This is a genomic window from Staphylococcus sp. FSL K6-0223 (assembly GCF_038008285.1).
In genome coordinates this window covers 361,514-387,250 of sequence record NZ_JBBOYX010000004.1, presented here as the reverse complement: position 1 = coordinate 387,250, position 25,737 = coordinate 361,514, and the positions used below count along the sequence as shown (strand labels likewise).

At 32.6% G+C, this 25,737-nt stretch carries 27 protein-coding genes; 8 read left to right on the top strand and 19 right to left on the bottom strand.

Annotated elements, in window-relative coordinates; translation table 11 throughout:
* Nucleotides 1-27: 27 nt before the first annotated feature.
* From gmpC to MHI13_RS22645, 3 genes are read right to left on the bottom strand one after another with little or no spacing between them, the layout of a single operon-like run.
* Entirely contained in the window at nucleotides 28-873 is an 846-nt protein-coding gene (gene gmpC / locus MHI13_RS22655; RefSeq protein WP_064210517.1) for a dipeptide ABC transporter glycylmethionine-binding lipoprotein, read from the bottom strand.
* Between the two features lie 49 nt (nucleotides 874-922).
* Nucleotides 923-1,582 (bottom strand): methionine ABC transporter permease, encoded by a 660-nt coding sequence (locus MHI13_RS22650; RefSeq protein WP_002434501.1) that lies wholly within the window; start codon nucleotides 1,580-1,582, stop codon nucleotides 923-925.
* Between the two features lie 2 nt (nucleotides 1,583-1,584).
* Nucleotides 1,585-2,610, bottom strand: a complete 1,026-nt coding sequence (locus MHI13_RS22645) for a methionine ABC transporter ATP-binding protein (protein WP_002434132.1) — start codon at nucleotides 2,608-2,610, stop codon at nucleotides 1,585-1,587.
* 265 nt (nucleotides 2,611-2,875) lie between these two features.
* Here MHI13_RS22645 and MHI13_RS22640 point away from each other — a divergent pair, with 265 nt between their 5' ends.
* Entirely contained in the window at nucleotides 2,876-3,808 is a 933-nt protein-coding gene (locus MHI13_RS22640; protein ID WP_002434523.1) for an alpha/beta hydrolase family protein, read from the top strand.
* 97 nt (nucleotides 3,809-3,905) lie between these two features.
* Here the strand turns inward: MHI13_RS22640 and MHI13_RS22635 are convergent, their stop codons facing one another.
* Together MHI13_RS22635 and MHI13_RS22630 are read right to left on the bottom strand one after the other, a co-directional pair.
* Nucleotides 3,906-5,051 carry a bifunctional cystathionine gamma-lyase/homocysteine desulfhydrase gene (locus MHI13_RS22635; protein ID WP_002434084.1) on the bottom strand — a complete coding sequence of 382 codons (1,146 nt, stop codon included), beginning with the start codon at nucleotides 5,049-5,051 and terminating at the stop codon, nucleotides 3,906-3,908.
* On the bottom strand, nucleotides 5,044-5,952 hold the full coding sequence (locus MHI13_RS22630) for a PLP-dependent cysteine synthase family protein (RefSeq protein WP_002434608.1): 909 nt from the start codon (nucleotides 5,950-5,952) through the stop codon (nucleotides 5,044-5,046). Before MHI13_RS22630 ends, MHI13_RS22635 begins: the two co-directional genes overlap by 8 nt.
* Before the next feature lie 336 nt (nucleotides 5,953-6,288).
* On the opposite strand from MHI13_RS22630, the gene MHI13_RS22625 reads away from it, so the two are divergent.
* Both MHI13_RS22625 and MHI13_RS22620 read left to right on the top strand, forming a co-directional pair.
* Nucleotides 6,289-6,828 (top strand): pentapeptide repeat-containing protein, encoded by a 540-nt coding sequence (locus MHI13_RS22625; protein WP_002434461.1) that lies wholly within the window; start codon nucleotides 6,289-6,291, stop codon nucleotides 6,826-6,828.
* A 78-nt stretch (nucleotides 6,829-6,906) separates the two neighbouring features.
* Nucleotides 6,907-7,455, top strand: a complete 549-nt coding sequence (locus MHI13_RS22620; protein WP_002434499.1) for a hypothetical protein — start codon at nucleotides 6,907-6,909, stop codon at nucleotides 7,453-7,455.
* A gap of 49 nt (nucleotides 7,456-7,504) precedes the next feature.
* Here MHI13_RS22620 and MHI13_RS22615 read toward each other — a convergent pair whose 3' ends face one another.
* From MHI13_RS22615 to MHI13_RS22590, 6 genes are all read right to left on the bottom strand, one after another.
* Complete coding sequence (locus MHI13_RS22615; RefSeq protein WP_002469645.1) at nucleotides 7,505-8,833, bottom strand: sodium-dependent transporter; 1,329 nt, start codon at nucleotides 8,831-8,833, stop codon at nucleotides 7,505-7,507.
* Nucleotides 8,834-8,963: 130 nt separating this feature from the next.
* Entirely contained in the window at nucleotides 8,964-9,212 is a 249-nt protein-coding gene (locus tag MHI13_RS22610) for a hypothetical protein (protein ID WP_002434073.1), read from the bottom strand.
* A gap of 33 nt (nucleotides 9,213-9,245) precedes the next feature.
* Entirely contained in the window at nucleotides 9,246-9,980 is a 735-nt protein-coding gene (locus MHI13_RS22605; protein ID WP_064210515.1) for an alpha/beta hydrolase, read from the bottom strand.
* 133 nt (nucleotides 9,981-10,113) lie between these two features.
* Entirely contained in the window at nucleotides 10,114-10,965 is an 852-nt protein-coding gene (locus MHI13_RS22600) for a patatin-like phospholipase family protein (protein WP_064210514.1), read from the bottom strand.
* Nucleotides 10,966-10,989: 24 nt separating this feature from the next.
* Complete coding sequence (locus MHI13_RS22595) at nucleotides 10,990-11,667, bottom strand: phosphatase PAP2 family protein (protein ID WP_340762090.1); 678 nt, start codon at nucleotides 11,665-11,667, stop codon at nucleotides 10,990-10,992.
* A 69-nt stretch (nucleotides 11,668-11,736) separates the two neighbouring features.
* Entirely contained in the window at nucleotides 11,737-12,420 is a 684-nt protein-coding gene (locus MHI13_RS22590) for a GNAT family N-acetyltransferase (protein ID WP_002434610.1), read from the bottom strand.
* 211 nt (nucleotides 12,421-12,631) lie between these two features.
* Here MHI13_RS22590 and MHI13_RS22585 point away from each other — a divergent pair, with 211 nt between their 5' ends.
* Entirely contained in the window at nucleotides 12,632-12,880 is a 249-nt protein-coding gene (locus MHI13_RS22585) for a hypothetical protein (protein ID WP_100066273.1), read from the top strand.
* A 41-nt stretch (nucleotides 12,881-12,921) separates the two neighbouring features.
* On the opposite strand, the gene MHI13_RS22580 is transcribed toward MHI13_RS22585, so the two are convergent.
* The 3 genes from MHI13_RS22580 to MHI13_RS22570 all read right to left on the bottom strand — a co-directional run bounded on the left by MHI13_RS22580 (nucleotide 12,922) and on the right by MHI13_RS22570 (nucleotide 17,484).
* Nucleotides 12,922-13,290, bottom strand: a complete 369-nt coding sequence (locus MHI13_RS22580; protein WP_002434441.1) for a DUF2294 domain-containing protein — start codon at nucleotides 13,288-13,290, stop codon at nucleotides 12,922-12,924.
* Between the two features lie 106 nt (nucleotides 13,291-13,396).
* The gene (locus MHI13_RS22575) at nucleotides 13,397-15,967 is read right to left on the bottom strand and encodes a DUF2309 domain-containing protein (protein WP_064210513.1); all 2,571 of its coding nucleotides are present in this window, start codon (nucleotides 15,965-15,967) and stop codon (nucleotides 13,397-13,399) included.
* 17 nt (nucleotides 15,968-15,984) lie between these two features.
* On the bottom strand, nucleotides 15,985-17,484 hold the full coding sequence (locus tag MHI13_RS22570; protein WP_002434127.1) for an NADH dehydrogenase subunit 5: 1,500 nt from the start codon (nucleotides 17,482-17,484) through the stop codon (nucleotides 15,985-15,987).
* Between the two features lie 612 nt (nucleotides 17,485-18,096).
* Between MHI13_RS22570 and MHI13_RS23530 the strand changes: the two genes are divergently transcribed.
* The 4 genes from MHI13_RS23530 to MHI13_RS22560 all read left to right on the top strand — a co-directional run bounded on the left by MHI13_RS23530 (nucleotide 18,097) and on the right by MHI13_RS22560 (nucleotide 19,768).
* Complete coding sequence (locus MHI13_RS23530) at nucleotides 18,097-18,165, top strand: alpha-1/alpha-2 family phenol-soluble modulin (protein ID WP_098905584.1); 69 nt, start codon at nucleotides 18,097-18,099, stop codon at nucleotides 18,163-18,165.
* Nucleotides 18,166-18,255: 90 nt separating this feature from the next.
* On the top strand, nucleotides 18,256-18,327 hold the full coding sequence (locus tag MHI13_RS23525) for a PSM-delta family phenol-soluble modulin (protein WP_095323428.1): 72 nt from the start codon (nucleotides 18,256-18,258) through the stop codon (nucleotides 18,325-18,327).
* 187 nt (nucleotides 18,328-18,514) lie between these two features.
* Nucleotides 18,515-18,850 carry a hypothetical protein gene (locus MHI13_RS22565; protein WP_340762088.1) on the top strand — a complete coding sequence of 112 codons (336 nt, stop codon included), beginning with the start codon at nucleotides 18,515-18,517 and terminating at the stop codon, nucleotides 18,848-18,850.
* A gap of 39 nt (nucleotides 18,851-18,889) precedes the next feature.
* On the top strand, nucleotides 18,890-19,768 hold the full coding sequence (locus tag MHI13_RS22560; RefSeq protein WP_002434468.1) for a trypsin-like serine peptidase: 879 nt from the start codon (nucleotides 18,890-18,892) through the stop codon (nucleotides 19,766-19,768).
* Between the two features lie 155 nt (nucleotides 19,769-19,923).
* On the opposite strand, the gene MHI13_RS22555 is transcribed toward MHI13_RS22560, so the two are convergent.
* The 5 genes from MHI13_RS22555 to MHI13_RS22535 all read right to left on the bottom strand — a co-directional run bounded on the left by MHI13_RS22555 (nucleotide 19,924) and on the right by MHI13_RS22535 (nucleotide 25,737).
* Nucleotides 19,924-21,126, bottom strand: a complete 1,203-nt coding sequence (locus MHI13_RS22555; protein WP_002434092.1) for a GTP-binding protein — start codon at nucleotides 21,124-21,126, stop codon at nucleotides 19,924-19,926.
* Between the two features lie 171 nt (nucleotides 21,127-21,297).
* Nucleotides 21,298-21,681: a VOC family protein gene (locus MHI13_RS22550; RefSeq protein WP_002434601.1), complete on the bottom strand. Its 384-nt coding sequence runs from the start codon at nucleotides 21,679-21,681 to the stop codon at nucleotides 21,298-21,300.
* Nucleotides 21,682-22,089: 408 nt separating this feature from the next.
* Nucleotides 22,090-23,265 carry an MFS transporter gene (locus tag MHI13_RS22545; RefSeq protein WP_002434622.1) on the bottom strand — a complete coding sequence of 392 codons (1,176 nt, stop codon included), beginning with the start codon at nucleotides 23,263-23,265 and terminating at the stop codon, nucleotides 22,090-22,092.
* On the bottom strand, nucleotides 23,249-24,493 hold the full coding sequence (locus MHI13_RS22540) for an ATP-grasp domain-containing protein (protein ID WP_002434449.1): 1,245 nt from the start codon (nucleotides 24,491-24,493) through the stop codon (nucleotides 23,249-23,251). The genes MHI13_RS22545 and MHI13_RS22540 overlap by 17 nt, the downstream gene beginning before the upstream one ends.
* The gene (locus MHI13_RS22535) at nucleotides 24,490-25,737 is read right to left on the bottom strand and encodes an ATP-grasp domain-containing protein (protein ID WP_002434628.1); all 1,248 of its coding nucleotides are present in this window, start codon (nucleotides 25,735-25,737) and stop codon (nucleotides 24,490-24,492) included. The genes MHI13_RS22540 and MHI13_RS22535 overlap by 4 nt, the downstream gene beginning before the upstream one ends.

Below are 25,737 nucleotides of genomic sequence, written 5' to 3'. Positions count from 1 at the left end.
ATTACGTCTTAAATATAAATTTGTTAATTATTTTTTAACTAAGTCATCTTCAATTTCTTTGATTTCTTTTTTAGATAAATCTACTGCTTTTTCACCATCTTTAGTGTCTTCTTTAAGCGCTTTTTGGGCTTCTTTAGAATGATATAATTCTACAATTTTCTTGTATGTTTTATTATCCATATCTTTAGAATTTACTGCTATAACATTAATGTATGGTTTCACAGCGTCTGAACTTACTTTTTCTAAATAAATTGGGTCCTTCTTAGCATCTTTACCTGCTTTAGTTGCTACACCATTATTAATAACTGAAATGTCTACATCTGATAATGCACGTGCTGTTTGTTGGGCATCTACAGCTTTGATTTTGAGATCTTTGGGATTGCTTTCAATATCTTTAGTAGTTCCATTTAAACCGAAATTCTTTTTCAATTTAATTAATCCAGCAGACTCTAATAATTTAAGCGCACGTGCTTGATTAGATACATCGTTAGGAATGGCTACTTGAGCGCCCTTTTTAACATCTTTAATATTTTTAATTTTATCAGAATAAATACCCAGTGGCGCAAGAACAGTTGTACATAGCGCTTGAATTTTAGCATCTTTATGCGCTTTTTTATATTGATCTAAAAATGCAAAGTGTTGAAAAGCATTCATATCAATATCACCGTCACTCAAAGCTTTATTAGGTACGTTGTAATCTGAAAAGTGTTTAATTTCTAAATCTATATCATCTTTTTTAGCTAATTCTTTTACTTTCTCCCAAGCTTTTGTATCATTAGAAGCTACACCAATAGTTACTTTTTTGTCATTATTGCCTCCACAAGCAGCTAACACAATAACTGCCGCTATTAATAAACCAAGAATTTTCTTCATCTAGAAAATGCCCCCTAACAATTGTAATTTTCAATATATAATTAAGTACTTAATTTCTACGAATAACCCTTGAAATAAAGTTACCTAATGACTGAATAACTTGTACGATAATAATTAACACAATGACAGTAATAATGATCACCATAGTATCGAAACGTTGATAACCGTATACTAATGCAAGATCACCTATACCGCCGCCACCTACAGCACCTGCCATAGCCGTACTGCCAATAAGACCTATAATTGCTGTAGTTATAGCTAAAATCAGTGAACCTAATGCTTCAGGTAACAAAAAGTAGCGTATAATTTGAAGAGGTGATGCCCCCATCGCTTTAGCTGCTTCAATAATACCGTCATCTACTTCCAGTAAAGAGTTTTCTACTAAACGCGCTATGTACGGCGCTACATAAACCGTTAGAGGCACAATAGCCGCCGTCGTCCCTATAGACGTACCTACTAACAATTTAGTAAATGGCACGATTGCTATAAGTAAAATTATGAAAGGGATAGATCTTAAAATATTGATTATGGGATTTAAAATTTGATGTAACACTAGGTTTTGCCAAATACCATTTTTACGGGTCACTACTAATAAAATCCCTAAAGGTATACCAATTAACGCACCAATTACTAGTGCTACAGTAACCATATACAATGTTTCATATAATGCTTGAAACAGTTGGGATGCATCTAAACTTGAACCAAACATATTTATTGCACCTCCTCAAATTGAATATGCCGTTCAGTGAAATATGTTTCTGGATTAAATCGTTTAAACTGCGAATCATGCTCAAATCTCAACCACATATAACAAACGGTTTCATCTTGAATATCTGACATAGATGAGAAAAGTACATTCACATTTAGCTGATGACGATGAATCAATTCATTTAATAATGGCCTCTGGATTTGTTTCGCGTCTAAGAATAATTTATAGTCAGAGAAATCATCTTTTCTACTCCGGTTGAACGATTCTCGCAAACGTTTCGAAGGTTCAGTACTAATCACTGTTGATACGAAATTTTTAGCTGTTATTGTTTGAGGATGACTAAAAACGTCTTTTACTGTCCCCATCTCCACAACTTCACCATTCTCCATCACTGCAACACGATTACAAATCTTTTGAATGACACTCATTTCATGTGTAATCATCATAATCGTTACACCAAATGTACGATTGACATTGCTTAATAACTTTAATATCGAGCTCGTTGTTGCAGGATCTAAAGCACTTGTAGCTTCGTCACAGAGTAAAATTTTGGGATTTGTTACTAAAGCACGTGCGATTGCTACACGTTGCTTTTGTCCTCCTGATAATTCATCAGGAAACTGATTCTTCTTATCAGCTAGTCCAACAAACTCTAGCATTTCATTAACCTTTTCTTTAATTTCATTTTTATTCTTTTTACTCAAAATAAGGGGCATGGCCACGTTTTTATAAACTGTTTTAGAATTGAGTAAATTGAAATGTTGAAATATCATTCCGATATCTTTTTTAACATTTCTTAAATCTTTTTCTTTATAAGTATCAATTTCATGACCATCTACAACAACTTGGCCATCTGTCACTTTCTCCAGTTGATTAACTAGTCGAACTAGTGTACTTTTACCAGCACCACTATATCCAATGACACCAAATATATCGTGTTTATCTATCGTAAATGAAATATTTTTCAAAGCATGTACAGTCTTATTCTTTTTCTTAAAGACTTTGTTCACATTACGAAATTCAATCAATTCGATTCACCCTCATCAATTCTGATTATACTTATCTGAATATTTGAATTATATTGAATTGTCTTAATACCGTCAATAGTATTTTTTGATTTTTTTAAATCTAATAAATATTCTGAATAATTAATATCGTTTTTCGTCCTATGATGTTGATGAGCAATCCTTTCGCCCTCTTAAATATCTTGAATTTTAAGCAAATTAATTCATCATATTTATGCTTTTTAATATACTCAGAATCACCTCATTTCTATAAAGAAAGGAAGAGATTATGAGTTTAAGTGAATTTAAAACACCAACTTCAACGTCAATGTTGTCAATGAAGCCTATTGTACTACCCGCTTCTTACAGAGGAATAGATTTACAGCTAAAGGTCTCTTTCCCTAATGAAGGACATCAACTTCCTATTATTTTGTTAGCACATGGATTTGGTTCATCTATGGAGGGCTATGGACCCTTAGCTGATTTTTACGCGAGTCATGGTTTCATAGTTATTCAACCAACTTTTCTAGATTCAAGAACGATAAATTTAGATAAAGATGATAAAAGACAATCAGAACTCTGGAGATATAGAGTGCAAGATATGAAAAATATCATCGATCATTTAGACCAAATCACTATAGAAATTCCAACATTACATCAACGAATTGATAAAGATAATATTGCAGTAGTGGGTCATTCATTCGGAGGTCAGACTGCCGGCAATCTACTTGGTCTACAAGTCTTTGATCCATTAACAAATTCTTATACCGATTACCTAGATTCAAGAGTGAAAGGCGGTGTACTGTTAGCAACTGCAGGTGAAGGTGGAGATAAATTAACTCAATTCGCCAAAGATAACTTCCCATTCCTTAATCCGACATTTAAACATATGTCCAAACCTGCTCTTATTATTGCTGGGGATAAGGATGATTCTCCATTAACACATTTAGGGCCTGAATGGATGGAAGAACCTTACTATTTAAGTCCCGGTAAAAAATCATTGCTTAAATTATATGATGCCGAACATTCTCTTGGCGGCATAGCTGGATATGAAGTGAAAGAAACCACAGATGAAAATCCAGAGCGAGTATCATTAGTACAGTATGTTACTTGGGCATATTTACGTTCATTATTGGATATTGAACACGATAGTTGGAAACATGCTCAATCCGTTTTAGATGATAAAAATGCAATGGGAATCATTCAATCTAAAATGCATTAAAATTACAACTGCACACTCTAAAAATTGTTTTATCAAAATAAAAAAAACGGTAATGTTTATTCGTCTAAATAAACATTGCCGTTTCTTTAATGATTAACTAATTTAATGTGTCTAATGCATGACTTAAATCATTCACAAGATCATCTGTATCTTCAATACCAATTGATAATCGAATTAAGCCATCAGTAATACCTTCTTTTGCGCGGACATCCGCTGGTATAGAAGCATGTGTCATTAATGCTGGTACTGAAATAAGACTTTCAACTGCACCTAAACTTTCAGCTAAAGTGAAATATTTTGTAGCATGAATCACTTGTTTAGCCGCTTCAGTGTCTTTCACTTCAAATGCAATAACACCAGTGTGTCCACTTGCTTGAGATTGGTGAATATCATGATTCAAATGACCTTCTATACTTGGATGGAAAACTTGTTGAACTGACGAGTGGTCTTGCAACATTTTAACAATACCTTCAACATTGCGATTGATTTGTTCCATACGTAAACCAAGTGTTTTAATACCTCTTACTAATAAATAACTATCTTGAGGTCCAAGAACGCCACCTGTTGAATTAGAAATAAAACCTAAACGCTCACCCAATTCATCATCAGCAGTTGCTACTAAACCAGCGACCACATCACTATGTCCACCAATATATTTAGTTGCCGAGTGTAAAACGATATCAATTCCGAAATCTAGAGGATTTTGATAATAAGGTGTCATAAATGTATTATCAACCACTGAAATAAGATTGTGTTTTTTAGCAATTTCAGCTGATGCTTTTATATCAGTTACACGTAATAATGGATTTGATGGTGTTTCAATGTATAACATTTTAGTTTCTGGCTTAATGTATTTTTCAACATTTTCAATGTGCGTTGTATCTACAAAATCAACTTCTACACCAAATCGTGTAAATACTTTAGTTAATGCACGATATGTTCCTCCATAGACATCAGAGTTTAAAATTAAATGATCACCTTTATCTAACAACATTATAACTGCACTAATCGCGGCCATGCCTGAACCAAACGCGAACCCATGCTTACCATGTTCTAAATCCGCAATAACACTCTCTAGTGACGCACGTGTTGGATTAGCTGTACGTGAATATTCATACCCTTGTCTTAAATCACCGATATCATCTTGTAAATACGTACTTGTTTGATAAATTGGCGTTGTTACTGCTCCAGTATAATCGTCAGTTGTATGTCCACCATGAATCATTTGCGTTTTTTTATTCATTGTCATTACTCTCCTTATAATTGAAAATTTGTTTCGACATATAACGGTCACTACCATCAGGGAATATCGTTACGATTACGCCTTTTTTAATGTGTTTTTTTAATTCTAAGGCACCTTGCAATGCAGCACCAGATGAACTTCCTACTAGTAATCCCTCTTTATTAGCGATGAGTTTGACGTTATTAAAGGCATCCTTATCTGAAATAGTAAATATGCCATCCACTAAATCTCTATCTAAGAATGCAGGCCACTTTTCAGAACCTATGCCCTCTGTCGCATGCGCGTGTATTGGGCCTCCATTCAAAATAGATCCTTGAGGCTCAACTATATAATTCTTAACTCCCAGTGTTGTCATATGTTTCGCAACACCAGTAAATGTACCACCTGAACCTACACCCGCTAAGAAATAATCAATATGGTCTAATTGATGAGTGATCTGTTTGGCTAAGGTATTCGTATATGCACCAGGATTGTCTTCAGTACCAAATTGATTCATATACAACGCATTGTATTTTTTAGCATAAGACTTCGCTTCTTCTTGCGCCCCGATCATACCGTCAACTTTTGGTGTTCGCCTAACATCTGCACCTAACGCTTTCATAATTGAGATCTTCTCCTCTGAAAAGCCCTCCGGTGCAAAAATAACGCATTTGACTCTGAAACGGTTCGCAGCTATGGCAAGTCCTATACCAGTGTTTCCAGCTGTCGCCTCAACAATTGTGCCACCTTCTTTGAGACGCCCATCCTCAATTGCCGTTTCAACTAAATATTTTCCTAGACGATCCTTTACACTGCCTCCAGGGTTGAATTGCTCTAGTTTCGCATATATTTTTACATTTTCATCACTAAAACTTTCCAATAACACCAGTGGTGTCTGCCCAATTAAATCATAAGCTATCATATTCCACCTTGTCCGATTAACGCTCTACACGCCTTACGAACGTAACCTACTTTCTAATTTATGTTTTTAAAATTCTTACTTATCAGGTATGAATTATAAACGAAACCTTCCCTTTTTGCAATTTTCGAAAATGAAGAACACATACTAAGCGAAGAAATCAAAATACTTTTGCGAAATATAAAATCCTTAGAAATTAATTAAAAGTCAATCATATGTGATTATATGTGCAACATGTTATCATTGATATGAATAGAGCAAAGTTAAAGATGTATATACACATCTAAATATATGAATCCAAAATTGAGAGAAATTATAAACTAAAGGAGATAACAAATTATGACGAAACGTGACTTGTCCTTATCAGTATTTACGAAAGAAAATTTTAAAAATCTACGTTATACATCGTCTAATTTTAGAAATTCAATGTATGATGAATTAGAAGTCAATAAAAGTCGTTTTAAAAACTGCAACTTTAATGAAGGTATTTTTAAAAATATAAAAGCCATTTCTAATAGTAAGTTCACTACATGTGGTTTTAATAATTGCATCTTTGAGAGTGTCCATTTTTATAAGAATCAATATAAAGACACAACGTTTGTGAATACATCATTTGATGAAACTGTTCTTAATAACATGGTCTTCCAAGATATCTTGTTCGACGAAAATCTCGCTCGTAATGTTAAAATGACGGATACTACATTCAAAAACGTTAACTTTAAAAATGTTGAAGTTGATAATGCTTCATTTGAAAATGTTAAATTCAAAAATTGTGCGTTCGATAATGTAGTCATTAAAAATGCTACAATGTCTCAAAAACTTATAAATGAATTACAAAAGCAACACGTCGAATTAGAGAATGTTCAACCTTCAAAGTAGATTTAATATAATTATGTTTAAGATAGGTCTAAGCTAGGTAAATTAAACCTAAATTAAAACTTTTGAGGAGGCCTTTATATGAATGTCACTGGCCATTATGAAGAATTTGATAAAAGTAATTTAAATAAAGAAGATTTAACATCTTTTGATAAAATTAAGCAAAATATAGAGAAAATTAAACAACTTAATGATTCAAATTCGGAAGATAGTAAAAAGCTTGAACAACAAATACAAAAAGATTTAAATGATTGGAAAGAATATTTAAAAGATGAGTTTAGACCTGATAACGAACCAGAAAAAGAACGTTTATCCAATATTAATGATAAGGTTAAAAGTGATTTAGATGCAGCTTTTAATTATAAAAATGGCGCTAAAGTAATGAGTTTATTAGAACCTGCTTATCAACGTAGTAAACGTGACTTACCTTATGGTAGAGCGCTCATCATTTATAGCGATAGTAGTATTGTAGAAAATGCTAAAACGTTCTTCGAGTCTAATGAAGAAAATGAAAAATTAGCACATTTTATTTTAGATAAAAATATTGAATTAAGCGAAGAAATTATGTCTGATGATTTTGTAGAGTTACTTAAACTAGATAAAGCATATCTTGAAGCATATTTTAACTAAAGAGTAAGGGATCGTTACCAATGAATTATTTTTCTGGTAACGATCCCTTTTATACTAATTGAACGATAAAGACTAATATAATCACCACTGGCATTACAAATTTAATTAAATAATACCAAGGTAAGAATAATTTGAACTTGTCTTTACCAAAGCTCTCTTGTAATAACTTTTTATCTAACAATTGACCTACAACTAATGTGGTACCTAAAGCACCTATTGGCATTAAAATGTTTGAAACAATAAAATCCATGTTATCGAAGATGGTGCCCGCACCTATTTTCACACCACTTAAACTACTAAATGAAAGGGTAGCCGGAATGCTAATCACAAATACTAATACACTGCCGATGAATGCTACTGGTTTACGTTTGCGATTATCATTTTTAGTAAAGTTAGAAACATTTAACTCTAATAATGAAATAGAGGACGTCAATGCTGCAAATAAAAACAATACTAAAAAGATAAAGTAGAAAATCGCTCCAAAGTGCATTTGATTAAATACTAAAGGTAAAACTTTAAATAATAAACCAGGACCTTCTTGAGGTTGGTAACCAAACGCTTTTAAAGCTGGGAAAATGGCTAAACCTGCTAAGATAGACACTAGAATATTCATAACTACAATTGAAATTGCTGAAGATTTAATAGTCATTTCTTTTGGTGCGTAGCTTGCATAAGTAATCATTCCTGTTGTACCAAGTGATAAAGTAAAGAAAGATTGCCCTAATGCAAAGAGCACACCTTCCATTGAGACATCATGAAGTCTTGGTTGTAAAATATAGCGCACGCCCTCTAGCGCACCGTCTAAAGTTAAAGATTTTACTACAATAATTAATAAAAAGATAAATAATAATGGCATCATAATTTTAGATGCTTTTTCCAAACCTTTTTCAACACCGAGCATAACAATAATCATCGTTAGAAAAATAAATATCCCTTGTCCGAGTACTGTTAGCCAAGGATTACTAATAATATCTTCAAATTTGATACTAGTTAGAGAAATGGGCTTGAATGATAGTGCTTGTACAATAACATTGCCCATATAGATGATGATCCAACCACCTATAACACTATAAAATCCAAATAATATTAATACGGCTAAATTCCCGTTCCATCCAATGAGATTTAACCATTTCTTACCAGTTAATTTACTATAAATTTGAGTCGTATATGTACGCCCCATCTTGCCTACAGTAAATTCCATTATGAGTAACGGAAGTCCTACAAAAATAGTGAAAATCAAAAACATTAATAAGAATGCGCCACCGCCGTATATTCCGGCCATGTATGGGAATTTCCACATTGCGCCTAAGCCAATTGCAGAACCTGCGCTAGCTAGGATAAAACCGGTAGATGTCTTCCACTGCGATTGGTTGCTCATTTTACCAACTCCCTTTAAAGCGCTAAAGTGTTTTTGTGCTTAAATACCACTGTATCACGAGTTGATTTTAAGTGCAATGTACCTATATATTGTCAGAATAATTAGATTTAACATTTTTGAATTTTAACTTTTACTCATCATCTAATCCATAAACAATATTTTGCCCCTCAGATACTTCCTCAATATCTAAACTCTCGATATGATTTACATTAATATAATGAACAATATCTTTTTTAATATATAGATACGGGAGTTCATCAAACTCATCTATAATACGTCTCACACAAGTGTCATAGTCGGGACCATTTTCAAAAGTTTTAAATTCTGTATAAGTTTTACCTGAAATAGTTGTATAAGTAAGTAAGAATGTGCGTTTCATAAACTATTAGTCTCCTTTAATATTTTATAGCTCTTACTCGTTATCGTTAAAAAATTCAACAATAGCTTGTTCTAATGCTTCTCGGCCCTCTCCATATGTCATTAAATGACCGCTTCTTTCAAAAGAATGCAATTCTTTATCCTCACTAGCAATATGGTCAAAAATAAATTGCGCACTATGGGAATACGCCTTATCATCTTGCTCGCCATACATTACCTTAGCTGGAATTGTAATTCTATCAAGATGAGACATGATATCATCAATGATATTTTGAAAAACCTCAATTTGTTTATTATACTTTTGAATATTTTCCAATTGATCAAAGCTTTCTGCGTCATCGAAGTTTAAAATTTGATTCATTCTTCGCCCGTAAGTTTCAAGTCTTTTAGCAATACCACTCTCACCTTTTTTATGAGGTGCTGACATGACAGCTATTCGCTCTAAATCAAATTGCTCAGCTAGCCTAAGCGTAAACAATCCTCCTAAAGAAACACCTGTAGCATAGATATGTTGATAACCTTCGTCCTCTAAGAAGTGATACGCATCTTTAACTTCATTCCACCAATCATTAATATCAAATTCCGTAAATTGATCTAATGGTAAACCATGACCTGGATAGTTTGGCACATAACAGGTAAAACCTTGGTCATTTAAGGTTGTTGCTAAGTGCTTGACGTCGCGCACTGTACCTGTAAAAGAGTGTAATAAGAGAATCGCTTGGTCACGATTTCCCTTTAAATAAATTGGTTGAGGTGCTTTAATCTTCATTTCTTAATGTCACTCCTAATATAATTACGTTTTCTCAATTTTAGACGGCTCGCATGATACAGATAGACTGAATCATTTAAAAACACATTATTAATGAGCTATTCTATTTATTTTAACAAATGGATGATGGTATCTATGACATCCATACATGATGATGTTGTTTGATTTCTCCAGCTATTGATATGCCCTGCTCATAACCAGCATGCCCAATATTAATTAAATTATCAGGACTATAAATGTTCTCACCAATAGCTTTTTGACTATCATTATTTGGTGTGACAGTAATTACATTACTATTTTTATTTAATTTATTTGCATCATCGTTTACACTAGATAGATTTCCATAACCATCAGCTAGCGGGGCTATGATAATGATATTTTTAAAATCTTTAGCTACCATTGCATTTGCTGGAGAAGTCATTCCTCCATCAATCCAATCTTGATTTAATAGGCGTATATGAGGCCATAAACCTGGTACAGCACCACTTGCTGCTACCGCTTCTTCTAACGGTATGTTGCTCTCTTTATTGAAAGTGGCTAGCTGTCCAGATTTGGCATTAATAGCGGTTATAAAAAGATTACCTGTCCAATCCACATTACCTAAGCGCTGACGAACTGCATGCATACGTTGGTTTAATGGCATTTTAGATGGATGCGTATAAACAATATCTCCAAGCATTTGACCTACTTTAATTGGATCATCTTTGCCTACAACAAATGCATTTTGCCAAAGACGATATAAATCCGAATTTAATGAACCTCTATCATTCGAACTAATTTGAGATGGTAATTCTAAATAATAGGATTTCATATCCACTTGATTTGCTAATATAGCACCAATAAATGAACCAGCTGATGTCCCAATAATCGCATCGGCACTAGATACATTTATATCATTTTCAATTAATCCTGCTAGAACACCTGCTTCCCATGCCATTCCTGTGATTCCACCACCGCCTAGTACAAGTGCTTTATCATTTCCCATATTATCTAAACTCCTTATATCACTCTAGTTTTTCTTATTATTCCGTAAAGTAAACAAAGGGTAAGCCATTATAAATAGTAATACCCATACAACTGCTAATGTTCCACCGCCAATAACATCAGTGAGATAGTGTGCATGAAAATATAATCTGCAAAACAAAATGCTTATCCAGAGTATGCTTGTCACAATAATAATAATGATTCGAATCACTTTTACTTTTATAACAGGTACAATTGTAAGCATAATCACTAAAAAGAGTAAGGTACTCGCATTAGAGTGACCACTAGGAAAGGACCATCCAGAATCAATAGCTAAATGACTATATGGACGCTGTCTTTCCACAGTTTGCTTAATAAGATAATTAATCCATGTACCTGTAGTCATTAATAATAATACCCATATCGCTTGATGTTTATTTTTGAAAATAAACAAACATATAACGAGTATTGATGCTAATTTAAGAACGGCACTTATATCGCCAACTGTAGCACAAAAAGTCATATATAAATTTAAAATATCACCTTCATATACTCTTGGTGGGTGACCAAAGCATTGTGTAAACCACTCTAAAGATGATTTATCTATAACTTTGAGTAAGTGACAGTTTGTCATTACACCATACATCATGAAACTAAAAATAATAAGCAACATGATAAGCAAAGGAATTGTTACTTTTATTAAATTCAACCTTTCAATCTTCATTTAAACACCTATTTCTCTTAGTTGTGATAGAAGATAAATCATATTCTTGTTCTTCTTAAAACTAACTTTTTACAACTTATTAACTTGATTGCCTTTTTCATCAAAATTTTGAGGTTTTAGCCAAATTTCATATCTCTTTTTTATTTGAGGCCACTCTTTATCGATCATAGAAAACCATGCAGTATCACGATTTCTATTTTTATAAATAACTGCCTGTCTAAACACACCTTCAAAGGTAAATCCTAAGCGTTGTGCAGCTTTTTTAGAAGGCTCATTCAAATGATCACATTTCCATTCATATCTCCGATAACCTAAATTTTCAAAGACATATTGTGCTAATAAAAATTGGATTTCAGTAGCAACTCTTGTACGTTTTAACTGATTAGAATAATGTACATTACCTATCTCAATTGAGCCATGATTTTGATTTATCCTCATTAGTGAGACATAGCCTAATGCACGTTGCTGGTTGCGATCGATAATTGCGTAAAATACTGAGTCCTCCTTGTGTATTAAACGTTGGATGTACTTATTAAATTCCTCTTTGTGTAGAATTGGATTCTCAAATAAATATGTCCAACTAGGCCGACTATCTTCCTTACCTAAAACTTGAAACAAATCGTCAATATGAGATTCATTTAATTTAACTAATGAACTATACCTTCCGTCTAATTGTTCTTTTTTAGGAAATTGGAATTGATAATTATGAGATACTTCATCCCCTATAGGCTGATTAAATTGATTTACTCTCATTGAATACGCCTCACTTTAACCACAAATTCACTTGCTAAATGATTTATTATTTCTCATTCTACCTCAAATTCTAATCAATTACTTTTTCAAACAATCTCTTGTATTAATTTATGCACTAAGCTATCATTTATCATTAAGATTTTATACTTATTACATGAAAATTAATGTATAATAAGTTTTATCTATTTTATATATGTTAGGAAGGAATATTTTGAAGGATAAGCGAATACTCATTTACATTGCTCTCATTATTACACTTATACGCTTTTTTATACCATTCCATCCCAACTTTGACACGTTATTATTATGGTTATTTATACTTTATATGATCCCTATTATTTTAAGTTTAATTGCATTTAAATCTGAAAAGTTAATCGCCACAATGGTTATTATTCCTAATTTAATGGGAATCATCTATCGTTTAGTTGTATACGTTAATGATTTATTTCATCTAAAATAAAAAACAGCACTATCTCTTCGATAGTACTGTCTTCATTCCGTTTATTGATTTATTCTTTTTTCAAAATTATCTTCTAATTTAAATACGATCACGCGCTCACCAGTAACTGTGCTTAAATCACTATGAAATGTCACAACTTTTACGCCCGTCAAATCATAAATAATCGCATTTAAATCATCTTCTCCTGATTCGACAAGTTCTGAACGTGTACGCTTAATATTTAATAAGCCTTCGTTCGTCTTACATACACGATATTCAGCAGGTGTTAATATACCTTGTAAATTAACAATTATCATATCGCGTAATATGTCAGTTTTTACAGATAATGACCCTCTACCTAGAAAGTCCTTTTCCCATTGCGTAATAGCTTTACTAATTTCGGATTCATAAATACCTTTAGTCTTTTTCATAACTAGACTACTCCTATATCTTGATTAACTATAGTTTAACATTAATCTAGATATTTCCGAAATCGCGTTAATTTAGATTACAATTCTTTATCACACTAATTAACAATTACCAATCTTTCCAGCTATTATTTTCATCAATACTAGCAAGTCTGACCCAATGATGATCAACTTTACGACGAAAATGATCATTTTCATTTAGCAGGCGTTGAATATGCGCATCAGGTGCTTGGATAACTACAAGGAGGCGTATTGGCGAATGATACATCTCATTATCCCCTGCCATTACTGATTGCCATGGCAGACCATACATTAAATCACTTGAGTTCCCTTGCATCACACCTACACCTGAAGTCACAGATTGTGTCGTTTTATTTCCACTACCATAAAAGTGTGGTGCCACTGTAGACGCATAATATTGTAAGTTAATCCATTGAGCAACAAGGGCAGGGCCCGAGATAATCGTGTTTAAAATTTGGCCATCTTCATCTTTCGCCCAATCATAATTGTGTAAGAATGCTCGCCCCTCTAGATCACTATTCTCAGTAATTTCACGTTTACCAATTATAAATTCTGCATTTTTAGCTAATCCCCATTCAGGTCGAACTTCACTCCAATCACTTGCATAACGATGTGCTTCACCAATAGGGTTCTTGTGATGTTCATCAATACTCGGTAATTCACCTAGACGTTCTAAATTAGCTTTATAGCTTACCTTAGGCATTGCTGCTTCTAATTGATCAAAAGCATGTTGTGCGGCTTCACTTAAGTGTGGCATGTAAATGTACTCTAAATGATCTACTGATGTTTTATGTTCTGCAGCTATAAAAACAGTTTCCTCAGGAATATGAATACCTTCTTGGGCTAATCCTTCTCTTACAGATGGCATATTACACATGGTAGCTAATAATTTAGCGTTAAATCCGCTCGATGCCCCGCCACAAGCACCACACTCTAATGTGGCATGATAAGGATTATTATGAGACTCACTACCATGACCGCCTAAAACTACAAGTGGTGCAAAGTCTTTTGTTAAATCCATTAATTGTAAAGCATTTTTAGAAAATTGAACTTGCTCTTCCTCAGTAAACCCTATCGGTAATTCAGAGTATTGACCGTGTTCTCTTTCAATTGTTAATTTGGCATCAGGTTTACGAAGCCATTTTTTAGTAAGACGATTCACAAATTGATGTGCTTTCTTCGGTAAAATGGTATTAGCAATAGTATTAATACTGAGAAATGGTCCACTTAGTTCGGGTAATAATAGACTAGGTAATACATTATGCTTCATTAGTTTAAATGTATAAAACATCGAAGTTACAGAACGTTGTTGTTGATTATACATATTTAACTCTTGTCGATCAGCATATTCCTTAATTTTATATGCAGGTTCTACCATGACCGGTAATGAATTATGCGTAAATTGCTCATCTAGCACTTCTTTTTGAATAGGTAAACCAAAGAATCCTGCTATACCTATCGTTTCAAAAGGACCTTCACTCTCTAAATGACGTCTAAACGGTTCAGAACGTACATCAATACAGAATGCTAGTTGTACTTGTGTTCTTTGTTTATCATGTATCTTACGTGGTGAATCATAGATTTTTTCAACTAATTCATTTTCATGCGTTTCTTCCCACGCATAAAGCCACAGTTTCTGGAAATATGCCGGACTAAAAGTTTCTACTAATTTTAAATAATCACTCTGTTTAGACTCCGGTAACTCTAACCATTCACTTACAGACATGTTGCTGTGATAAAGTAACGTATGAACTTGCTCCAAACCTTTTTTTATATGAAAAGGCAGTCCATTAGAGGTATCAAATTGACTATTAATCAGCAATGCTTCCATAGACAAGCGTATAGCTACATATTCAGTAAGTAAGTCTTTTTCAAATTCATTTTTTTCTGCACGGTAATACATCATTCCAGCCCAACCAGGTAATGATAATAAATGACTTTCTACATATGCTTGCTGGTTTTCTTCCTTAATGTTCAAATATTTAAAAGCTTGATAAATCGCTTCATTGACGTCATGAGATAGCATTTTAATTTTTTGACGTTGTTCTTTCTGTAACATTGGGTCGTGTTGTGCTAAATGTAACCATGCTGTATAAAAACCTTTATCACGTTGTGGCATTGTCCAACTTGATTGAAAATCGTCTAAATATAATTTTGACCATTTAATCATGTGTGCGTCTAAAATATCGATAAGTTTTTCTCCGTTTGAACTAAGACGGTCAGCACTCTTAGCTCTAACACGTGTTTGACTCACAGAATCTTTAAAATGATCTTTCAACCATTCTTCTAATTTTGTTTGATCATTTTCATTAAAATATTCCTCATCAATGTGAGATAAATGTTTAGCATTATCCATATATGCGTGAACTTCATTTTCAGAGAGAGGCGTATCAAAAGCGTTTATATCTTCTTGAAGAACGTCTTCAAACACCTTCTTATCAATCTCTCCATTTTTAATTCCTGCATGAATAGAAGCATGGTTAGGATACATATCAATATCTCTTACCTCTCTAATCCACTTTGCAACTTGATCAAAGGTACGATCTTCTAAACTTTCCCATGGATTGCGTGCAGCAAATATAGAAATAGGTGATAAGGGTGTAATGACACGTTTTGCACGTGATACCAATTCATTCATATCTTGTTGATATTGAGTCATAACCTTTCTCTCCTCTTTTATAAGTATTTCTTCAGATAAGTTGGGTGACTTTCGATTGATTTCGTCTTGGCTTCACCTAATTTAACCAGCCACAAATACAAAACAGCAAACGCTTTTGAATCTCTCTGACGTGCAACCCAAATACTAAGAACGCTTCCAAACACTAAAATTAAAATACCAATGATCACACTCATTAATGGTGGATGAGCAACATTCATATAAACATGACTTAATGTATTGTAGAAATAATGATGTGTAACAATATAAACAAGAGCAACAATAATAATCATTATAATACCTATCACTCTTCCGATTAGTCCTCTACTAAATGCCACCATTTGATTCCATGATACCATTAGCGACCACGCCAATATTAAGGCACTTAAAATTTCATATGCACTGCGGTCACTACCTAACCAAAATAAAATAGCAATAATAATTGCTAAGCAACGACCTAATACTACCCAACTATAAGAACGCTTAGCGCTAGGTGGTGTTGGTATATTAAATCGTTTCACAACCGAACCTGATTGTAAGAATAGCGTTGCTTTAAATACACCATGTAAAATTAAATGAATAATCGCTGCTGAGTAAACTCCTAAGGCACATTGAACAAGCATAAAGCCCATTTGGCTCATCGTAGAACCAACTAATTGTCTTTTATAATCCACATGTACCAAGCTGATGCCAGACCCTAGTAATACAGAAATACTTGCGATAATTAACAAGATAGTAATTGCTAATGGGTCATTAAAGACAGGTGAAAACCGTGTTAGTATTATGCCTCCCGCATTCACAATGCCCGCGTGCATAATTGCAGAAACAGGCGTAGGTGCAGCTACTGATTCAATTAACCAACTTTGGAATGGAAATTGAGCAGCAGGTACGACTACTGCTAAAACGATGAGCATATCAATGATGAATCTCATACCACTAGTTATTACGTCATCGTTTGCTAAAGTTACATTAATATGCCAGTTTCCTGTAGCTACATATAATAAGATGACAGCAACAAGTAATGAGAGCCATCCCAAAGCAAATGACTTTCCAGATACTTTAGCCGCCTCGTAAGGTATCTTCCAAGAACGATTTACTCTTATAAGTAGCGTTAAAGAAAGTAACGTCGCTCCCCAAAATAAAACCATCAACCTTAAATCTCCACTCAACCATGCAATAGATGCAAAAGATGTGATTAACGTAAATAGAGGAAAATACTTACGATAATTACGATCACCTATTAAATAACGAACTGAGAACTTTTGAATAATAAAACCTAAAATAAGTATGAAACTTCCCATTAACCACGCGAGATGATCCATTGTAAAAGGCCCAATTTGTTCTCTATCACTAACATTCAATAGTCCTATAACACTTATAATAATTGGTAGAACAATGAGATAAAGGTGTATTTTAATGTATTTAATTGGTACTGATGGAATGAGAAATACTAATCCACTCAGTATAGCAATGACAAGTGTTATAAAAAATACTATTAAAATGATGCTCATACTTAGCATTGCACGTCCCCCACTTTTCAAAAATGACTTCTATTTCACTTAATTTCCATAATAAAAAAGCCTACAATAGTTAATCCCTTCACCACCATTGAATACAATGATGGTTTAAAAGAATTTATAACTACTGTAGGCTTCAATTCAACTCAAGTATGTATAGAGTAAACATGTTAATCAATTAAACATGTACTATTATTAACTTTATTTAAATAAGCTGCCTATATATCATTTATAGCAAAGTAAAAACTCTTTCTTCTTCATCAATTTGGATGTCGAAATCCATAATCGCTAAAGTAAGACTTAGCTGTTACTTTTGCGCACATTAGTATAAATGTAATTCATTTTAATACTAATGTCAATTTAAATTGGCTTATCACACCAATTTATCTACCTAAAATAAGGTTAAATTGTGAAGTGAAGAACAAGCTCAAAATATGAATGTAAGGTTTTGTAAAGGTTTACACTACTTAACTACATCTAGGAATAATTGTGTGTAACTTAATGACCTAAAAATTTCACTTAGGCTATTTAATAAACGAGTTAGGGAATATCACACCCAAAACATCTCTTTCTCGTTAAACTATACATATCAACTAAGCAAAGGAGGTAATTTTAATGAGTGATATCATCAATCAAATCGTTAAAGTTGTCAAAGGCTTAATTGAAAAATTCACTAACAAATAAGTTTATTGATTCATTTAGCTATTACTCATAGCTTATGAATATTCAATAAAAATTCTCTAACATACAATGTTGTGAAGGGAGGCAACAAACATGGGTATCGTTACAACTATCATCGAAATCGTTAAAACTATCGTAGACTTAGTTAAAAAATTCAAAAAATAGTCTATAATTTTTATCCAAACCACTACCTAATAAGGTAGTGGTTTTTTATGTGCGAATCACTTACCACTTGAATAATAGATCTCCCCACTATCTAAACGCCCTTTCTTTTTGTTTATTTATATTAAAAATTAAAATAACTATTGTAATAAACATATTTATACATATAATAGAATATATAGAATGAAATTTGCTAACTCTTAACTATGATTTCAATGCTAAAAATTTAATTATTACTACGACATCGAAAGGAACGACATACATGAAAAATCTATCAATTTTAGATATCTTATCCATCTTATTCACACTAATTAGCGTGTTTATTTGCTATACAACAATGTTCACTAATCTATATAACGAAAGTGGATTTAGTTTTTGGTATTTCCCAGGTGCAACATTTTTCGTTATATCTATCATTGTTAACATTTTAGGAATGTTTAGAAATAATAAATCACTTAATATTTCTCTATTCTTCGTTAACTTTTTTGTGTTACTCATTTTCACTACGCCATTCGCTATTGTCTAATTAGATCATTTATTTTCATTAACAAAGGGAGAGCTAATTATGAAAATATCTCAAATCATTAAAACTGTTATTGCTGGTACACTGATTTCAACATCCACTATTACATTTAGTTTGTACCACAGTGAAAAAGCTAAAGCTGAAGTTGATCATTATTATCGAGACGGGTTTCAGTATCCAACATATGTTACAGCTTTGAATAAAGCTAAAAAAATCAGTAATAAGAAACTTAGTATCTCGCATTACACAACTACTAAACAAAGTAAATTAAAAGCAATTGGTAGAGTATCTAATAAGAATGGCTGGAAAAAAGGAAGCAACGACCCAAAAGTAAGAAAACAAGATTCAATGGGAACAGGAACAGTGATAGGTTCGCATACATTTATTACGAATGCCCATGTCATTGATGACAGATATGGTAAAGCTGCAGCTGCTAAATACATTTCATTCGATATGAATCGAGATGGTAAGTCTATCCCATATCATTTTCATGCCTCAAAGGTGATTAAAGTACCTCAAAGCGATATTGCGGTAGTACATACTAAAGAAAATATGGGCAAGTATGTTAAACCTATACGAATCGCTACGGACAAAGAAATTAAAAGTTTAAAATTCAACTCGACACTTTACTCATTAGGTTATCCATGGCAACATAATGATAATACTAAGGCATATTTTAATCGTTTACGCTTTGTACAATTTTCTGGAAATGGTTCAGAAATACTAACAAAAGATATTTTCAGATCAGGCGCTTCAGGTTCACCGATGTTAGATTCCAAATTCAGCAAAATTTATGGCTTGAGAACATATGGATATAATTTAGATGGAAAATCAACAGACCAATATGCGAAACAAGAAATGGCTGGTGGCGAATCATTTAAAGGTTCGGCAGGTCAATTTGTTAGAAAGAATATTAAATAAATTAAAACAGGTTATTGCAGGAGTGCTTAATTACATTCACTTTTACAATAACCTGTATTTTTTATGTATTTTTCACGTGGAACAATCTCTTATTTTCTTGAAACTCAAGACTCTAAGTTCACCCAGAATAGTAAATGGTACGCATCAATTCCTCACTACATTCTTTTATCATATTTCCATTGATAAGGATCGTAAAGTAATCGCCAATCTTGATTAATTTCTGAAGTATTTATTAAACAAGCATCTAGCTGTCTCGTTATTTCCTCTTGGTCTAAGTCAGTTCCTATTACAACAAATTGCGTATGACGATCCCCATATTCTAAATCCCATTCAGTAGCTACTTCCGCACGTGCTTGAAGTATTTCTTTCTGCTTTTGTTCAGGCATAGTAGCAACCCAATATGTCACAGGATGAACATCACATGACGAGCCTGCTTGCGATAATAAACAAGCTACACTATTGTGTTGTGCAAACCAAACAATTCCCTTTGCTCTCACGATATTGCTAGGTAAATGATCGAACCAATCTTTAAAACGTTCTGCGTTAAAGGGGAGTTTTCTGCGATAAACAAATGATGAAATTCCATACTCCTCTGTTTCAGGCGTATGATGTTCATGACCACCTACTGTAAGCTCTTTGATCCATCCCGCAGAATCACTTGCCTTCTCAAAGTCAAATAACTGTGTATTTAATACTTCTGATAAATCAACTTCTGAATTTACTGTTTTAATCACCTTTGCTTCAGGTTGTAACGCTCTAAGAGTCTGTTCTAAACGACCTAATGCCTCTTTACTTACTAAATCAGTTTTATTGATAATCATCACATCACAGAATTCAACCTGGTCAATCAGTAAATCTGCTATTGTGCGTTCATCAGCATCTCCTATACTTTCATCTCTATCAGCTAATAAATCTTCAGATTGTATATCGTTAACAAAACGATTCGCATCCACTACAGTTACCATAGTATCTAACCTACATAGAGCGGTTAAATCAATCCCCAATTCTTCATCTATATAGGAAAATGTTTGCGCAACCGGTACAGGTTCTGAAATTCCTGTAGACTCAATGACAATTTGGTCAATACCACCCTTTCTAACTAAACGTTCGACTTCTTTAAGTAAATCATCTCTTAAAGTACAACAGATACACCCATTTGAAAGTTCAACAAGTTTTTCATCCGTTCTAGATAACCCTCCGCCTTGAGCGACTAAGTCTTTATCAATATTGACCTCACTCATATCATTGACTATGACAGCAATTCGACGCCCCTCTCTATTTTTAAGAATATGATTAAGCAATGTTGTCTTTCCAGCACCTAAATATCCACTTAGCACTGTCACTGGTATCTTAGCCATTCATAGAACCTCTCTTTATGTAAATAGTAATTATTACGTTTTACATTTTATAGAAAGTTGGTTTAAGAATCAACCTATTCTTTTGAAAATGATTTTAGCAATAGCACAAATAAAAAAAGTTAGTTAAAAACGTTTCTCGTTTTTAACTAACCCATAACGAATTGTTTAATTTTAAAATGTGCCATTGATGAAGTAATTTAATACCCATGTAATACCATTTAGGCGGTCTTTAACTTCAGCATGATACGCATTAAAGAACGTCTTCTCTAATTTCACTTTAATTTGGCCACCGTCATCTACTAATCGTTGATACACACGTTCCAATTCTTCTTGCGAATCACATTCGATAATGAGGTGAGGATTTTTAGAAATCGGATGTTTATGGAAAGTATCTGCGAAATGAACAAAAGTACTCTCTCCAATAATCAATTGGGCATGATACGTTTTACCATCTTTACCCATCAGAATTTTAGTATTTGCCTGAAATACATCTTTATAATAACTTAATGATTTATCTACGTCTTTTACATAAATAAATGGACTGACAGTCTTCATATACCCCTCCATAATTTTAGTCTTAAAGTTTGTTTAACAAATATATATTAAACTTTCGAAAATTTCAAAAATCTTAATGTTTAATTTTTACGTTGTACTACAATTCAATACAACAAAGCCACTCCTTAATGGAGTGGCAATTTATTTAAAACTTAGGTCCACCATGTACTAGAATACTTCTTAAGAAGTCGAAGACTTTTTTCGCGAATTGAATTAAATCACTCATGAAATTCATCTCCTCTCAATTATTTCTTTACATTATTATTATAAAACCTTTAAAATATAATGAATAAATTTTGCTTAACTGACAGACTTGAATACTTAGACGTTGAAATCATCACAATATATAACATTTAAATCTATATTTATACACTTATGAATTTAAATATACAATTCCAATCTTGATGATTATGCAATTTTATTACTTTTATAGAAAAATAATATACTGAAAGAGGTTATGATTGATAACAATCCGAATATTATCCAACCTTGCTGAATAATGTCTAAACACACACCACCTATGATTGGCGCTAACAAAGCTCCCAGGTTTTGCAACCCAGCTAACGAATAATATGTCCCTTTAAAATTATCATTAGATAATGCATCAATACGTATATCCATCATTGTAAAAACCAACATTTCGCCTAAAGTAAACACGACCATTGATATACATTTTAAGATAACATCATCAATTATCCCTAGAGCAAATAAACTCACAGGTAATAAGGAGGCCCCCGTAATCATTGCTGTTTTGATGGATGCGCGTTTGCTAAAGACATAAACGAAGAATTGACATGTGATAACAGTAATTCCATTTACTGAAAGTAACAACGCAAATAACTTTGAGGCATTAAGATTTTTATAATATATAGCAAAATATTGGGGTAATATGCTAGTCATAACGGTATAACCAAACACAAACAGGATTAATCCAATGATTAAATATGAATATGCTCTATCATCACGGAATGTAGTATACATACGACTAATATCAACTTTCAAAGTATTATTTTTATTTTGTAAATCTATTTTAAGTACGTAAATTGCATATATAAACGCATTGAAATTGATACAATAAGCCATAAAAATGATGTAACAAATAATATGTACACCTAAGAATTGTAATTGTACTGACACCAATGGAGCTAATGTAGCTGAAATGTTAACAAGATAATAGCGTATATTAAATACAAATTCCTTATACATTTTATCAGTGGATAACGCCAAAATTGTTTTATATGTCGGCGAAAGAAGACTACTTCCAATACTATTAACTAAAGCAAATATAACGAAAAATAGACATTTACTGATTAGAGGGAAACATAGGAAACTCATTGCCGATAGAAATAAACCAACAAAAATAATGACTTTTTTATCGATTTTGTCTATAAAAGGCGCCGCTATAAAACTCATAAATAGAGATGTAATCGCAAATGTCGAAACTACCAAACCTATTTCCAAACCACTTAAATGATAATTTTGAGCTAAATAAATAGATAAAAAAGGTATAATCAGAAAATAGCTAAATCTTTCAAGAAATGTAGCTAAAAATAATATATATGTGATTTCAGGTAAATTTTTCAATAAAAACTCCTTTATTCCATTGATGATGTTCCCATATAACATTTTTGTCATACCATTCATTGACAATATTAATTCTAGAAATAAGTTCTTTTTCACTGTTGCCTTCTATCACAACAGATATGATATGATCAACACTTAATTGCGCATCGTTATATGTTTTATTTTTTTTAGCAATAATTTTAATCGCTACTACCCAGTCAAAATCTAAATTTTTCTTAATCCCTTTATAGACGCCACGTTGAGGTGGAATTAAAACAAAACCAGAGTATCTTTCAACTGGTTCTTGTGGAATTGAAATTGTATGTTCCTCAAACATTTGCAAATATAAACTTTCTTTATTTAAGTGTATATTCGTCGAATTTTGAATCACTTTTCCTATTTCTGCGCCTCCAGTTCTACTGCCTATTTCACAAAAATAAACTTCGCCACTGTTAGTTACGAAAAATTCAGCATGAAATGAGCCGTTTGGAGAGCTAGGTAATGTATCTATGACTTTTTCAGCTTGTGCTTTTAAAATTTTATTGATCGAATTTTTTTCTTCAATCATAAAACTCGATAAAGGTTGATTTTCTTGAAATTCTAAACAGCCTTTATAGTATTTAGAAACATAAGAAACGATGACTTCATGATTTTGAATTAATCCATCAACATGATACATTTCTCCATTGATAAATTCTTCGATTTCATAATTATTTATATTTCGATTTTTTTCAAAAAAGGCGTCTATATCTTGTTGATTCTTAATAATATATACATCCATGGATCCTGAACCATAGATTGGTTTTAAAACCACAGGATAGCTCGTTTGTTGAATAAACTTTTCAACTTGTGTTTTAGAAATTACTTTTTCAAATTTAGGAATATTTACAGATGAATCATATAGTAATTGTTTCATCAATATTTTATTTCTATATGATTCCGCACTCATCAATGACTGACCGGGACAATGTAGTATCTCTCTTAACCACGCACTCCGTACAACGTCAAATTCCGATATGGATAATACATTTGTGATATTGTACTTTTTGCTTAGCTGTATCGCTTTAGTTTCAACCTCCACGTTATCCATGTAATTTTCAAATGCTTCAATTAATAAAAAATGCTGTGAATTGAATGTATGTTCTTTTTCTACTGGACAAAAAAGAATAATATTTTCTTTAGCATTAGGAAACCATAAATCGTAAGGCGTTTTGTTTCCATCGGTACTAGACAATATAATTACAGTCATTGTATCTCAACCTTTATAAACGATTCGATTTCATCGATAGTATTTTCAATATCTTCAGTGCTTTCTCCTTCTAAAATAATATTTGCAATGAAGCAACTAGAGAAATGTTGCGGTGGCATAATGACTTCATCGCCTTCTTCTTTCAAAGGTATGACGGCAATGACTCCGGGAATTTCCATAATAAAATCTAGACCTGCAATTTTTTTGAACAGTCCACTTTGAGGTGCACGTATACTATAAAAGCATAATTTTTTATTACCATTTTCATAATCTGGCCAGCTATCTTTAACATTATTTCCAACAGCAACATCAATGATTTTTTCGATAAATGAGTGACCCGAAGAGAGTCTAATAAGATGCGACGTTATGAAGCCACCAGCAGGTCTCGCTGCAATCTCTATCACTTTAAAACCAGATTCCGTCAACCGACCTTCTAAATGAAATGCGCAGTGATCAATTTTTAAACTTTGAATCGCTAATTTAGTTTTCTTTTTAATTTCATCTTTCACCTTTTCAGGCTTATCAGAAGGGAAAAATGCAATATATTCTAAAGAAAATTTAGGTGTTACCCTTTTATCAGTAATTCCAGCAATAAATACTTCTTTATTTTGCACAACACCTTCGACAGAGAACTCTTCTCCTTCAATGTATTCTTCATAAATATATTGATTAGGGTAGTAACTATAAACCTTATCTTTAATTGGAGAGGTAGAATCCAATAATAAACTAAAATTATCTTCCAAATGTGCTTTACTTTCAATTTTAAAAATACCTTTGCTACCAGAGGCACCAACTGGTTTTAATATACCTGGCATTCCAATATTAGCTACGGCCTCATTTAAATCATTCAAGCTTTTAACCTCTTGAAAATTAGGGCAAAGCCCCTTAACACTCGACATAGCTTGTCTCATAAAATATTTATTTCTCACATTTTGTACTATTTCTGGATTGATACCAGGCAAACCCAATTCTTTGTTTAAAAATGACACAAGCTCTACATCTTTATCTGACCAAGTAAAAACACCACTAATTTTTATATTTTTGTTGTATTCAATAACTGTATTAATCGTTTTTTGAATATCATAAGAATCTATAATAATTAATTCATCTACTAATTTTCCGATTAACTTAGGATTTTTATCTGCCATTAAGGCAACACGATACCCTAAATTTTTAGCTTCTATAATAGGTTGAACTCTTTCTACCTTATGGCTTCTTATATTTATAAACAATAAGGTTTCCAT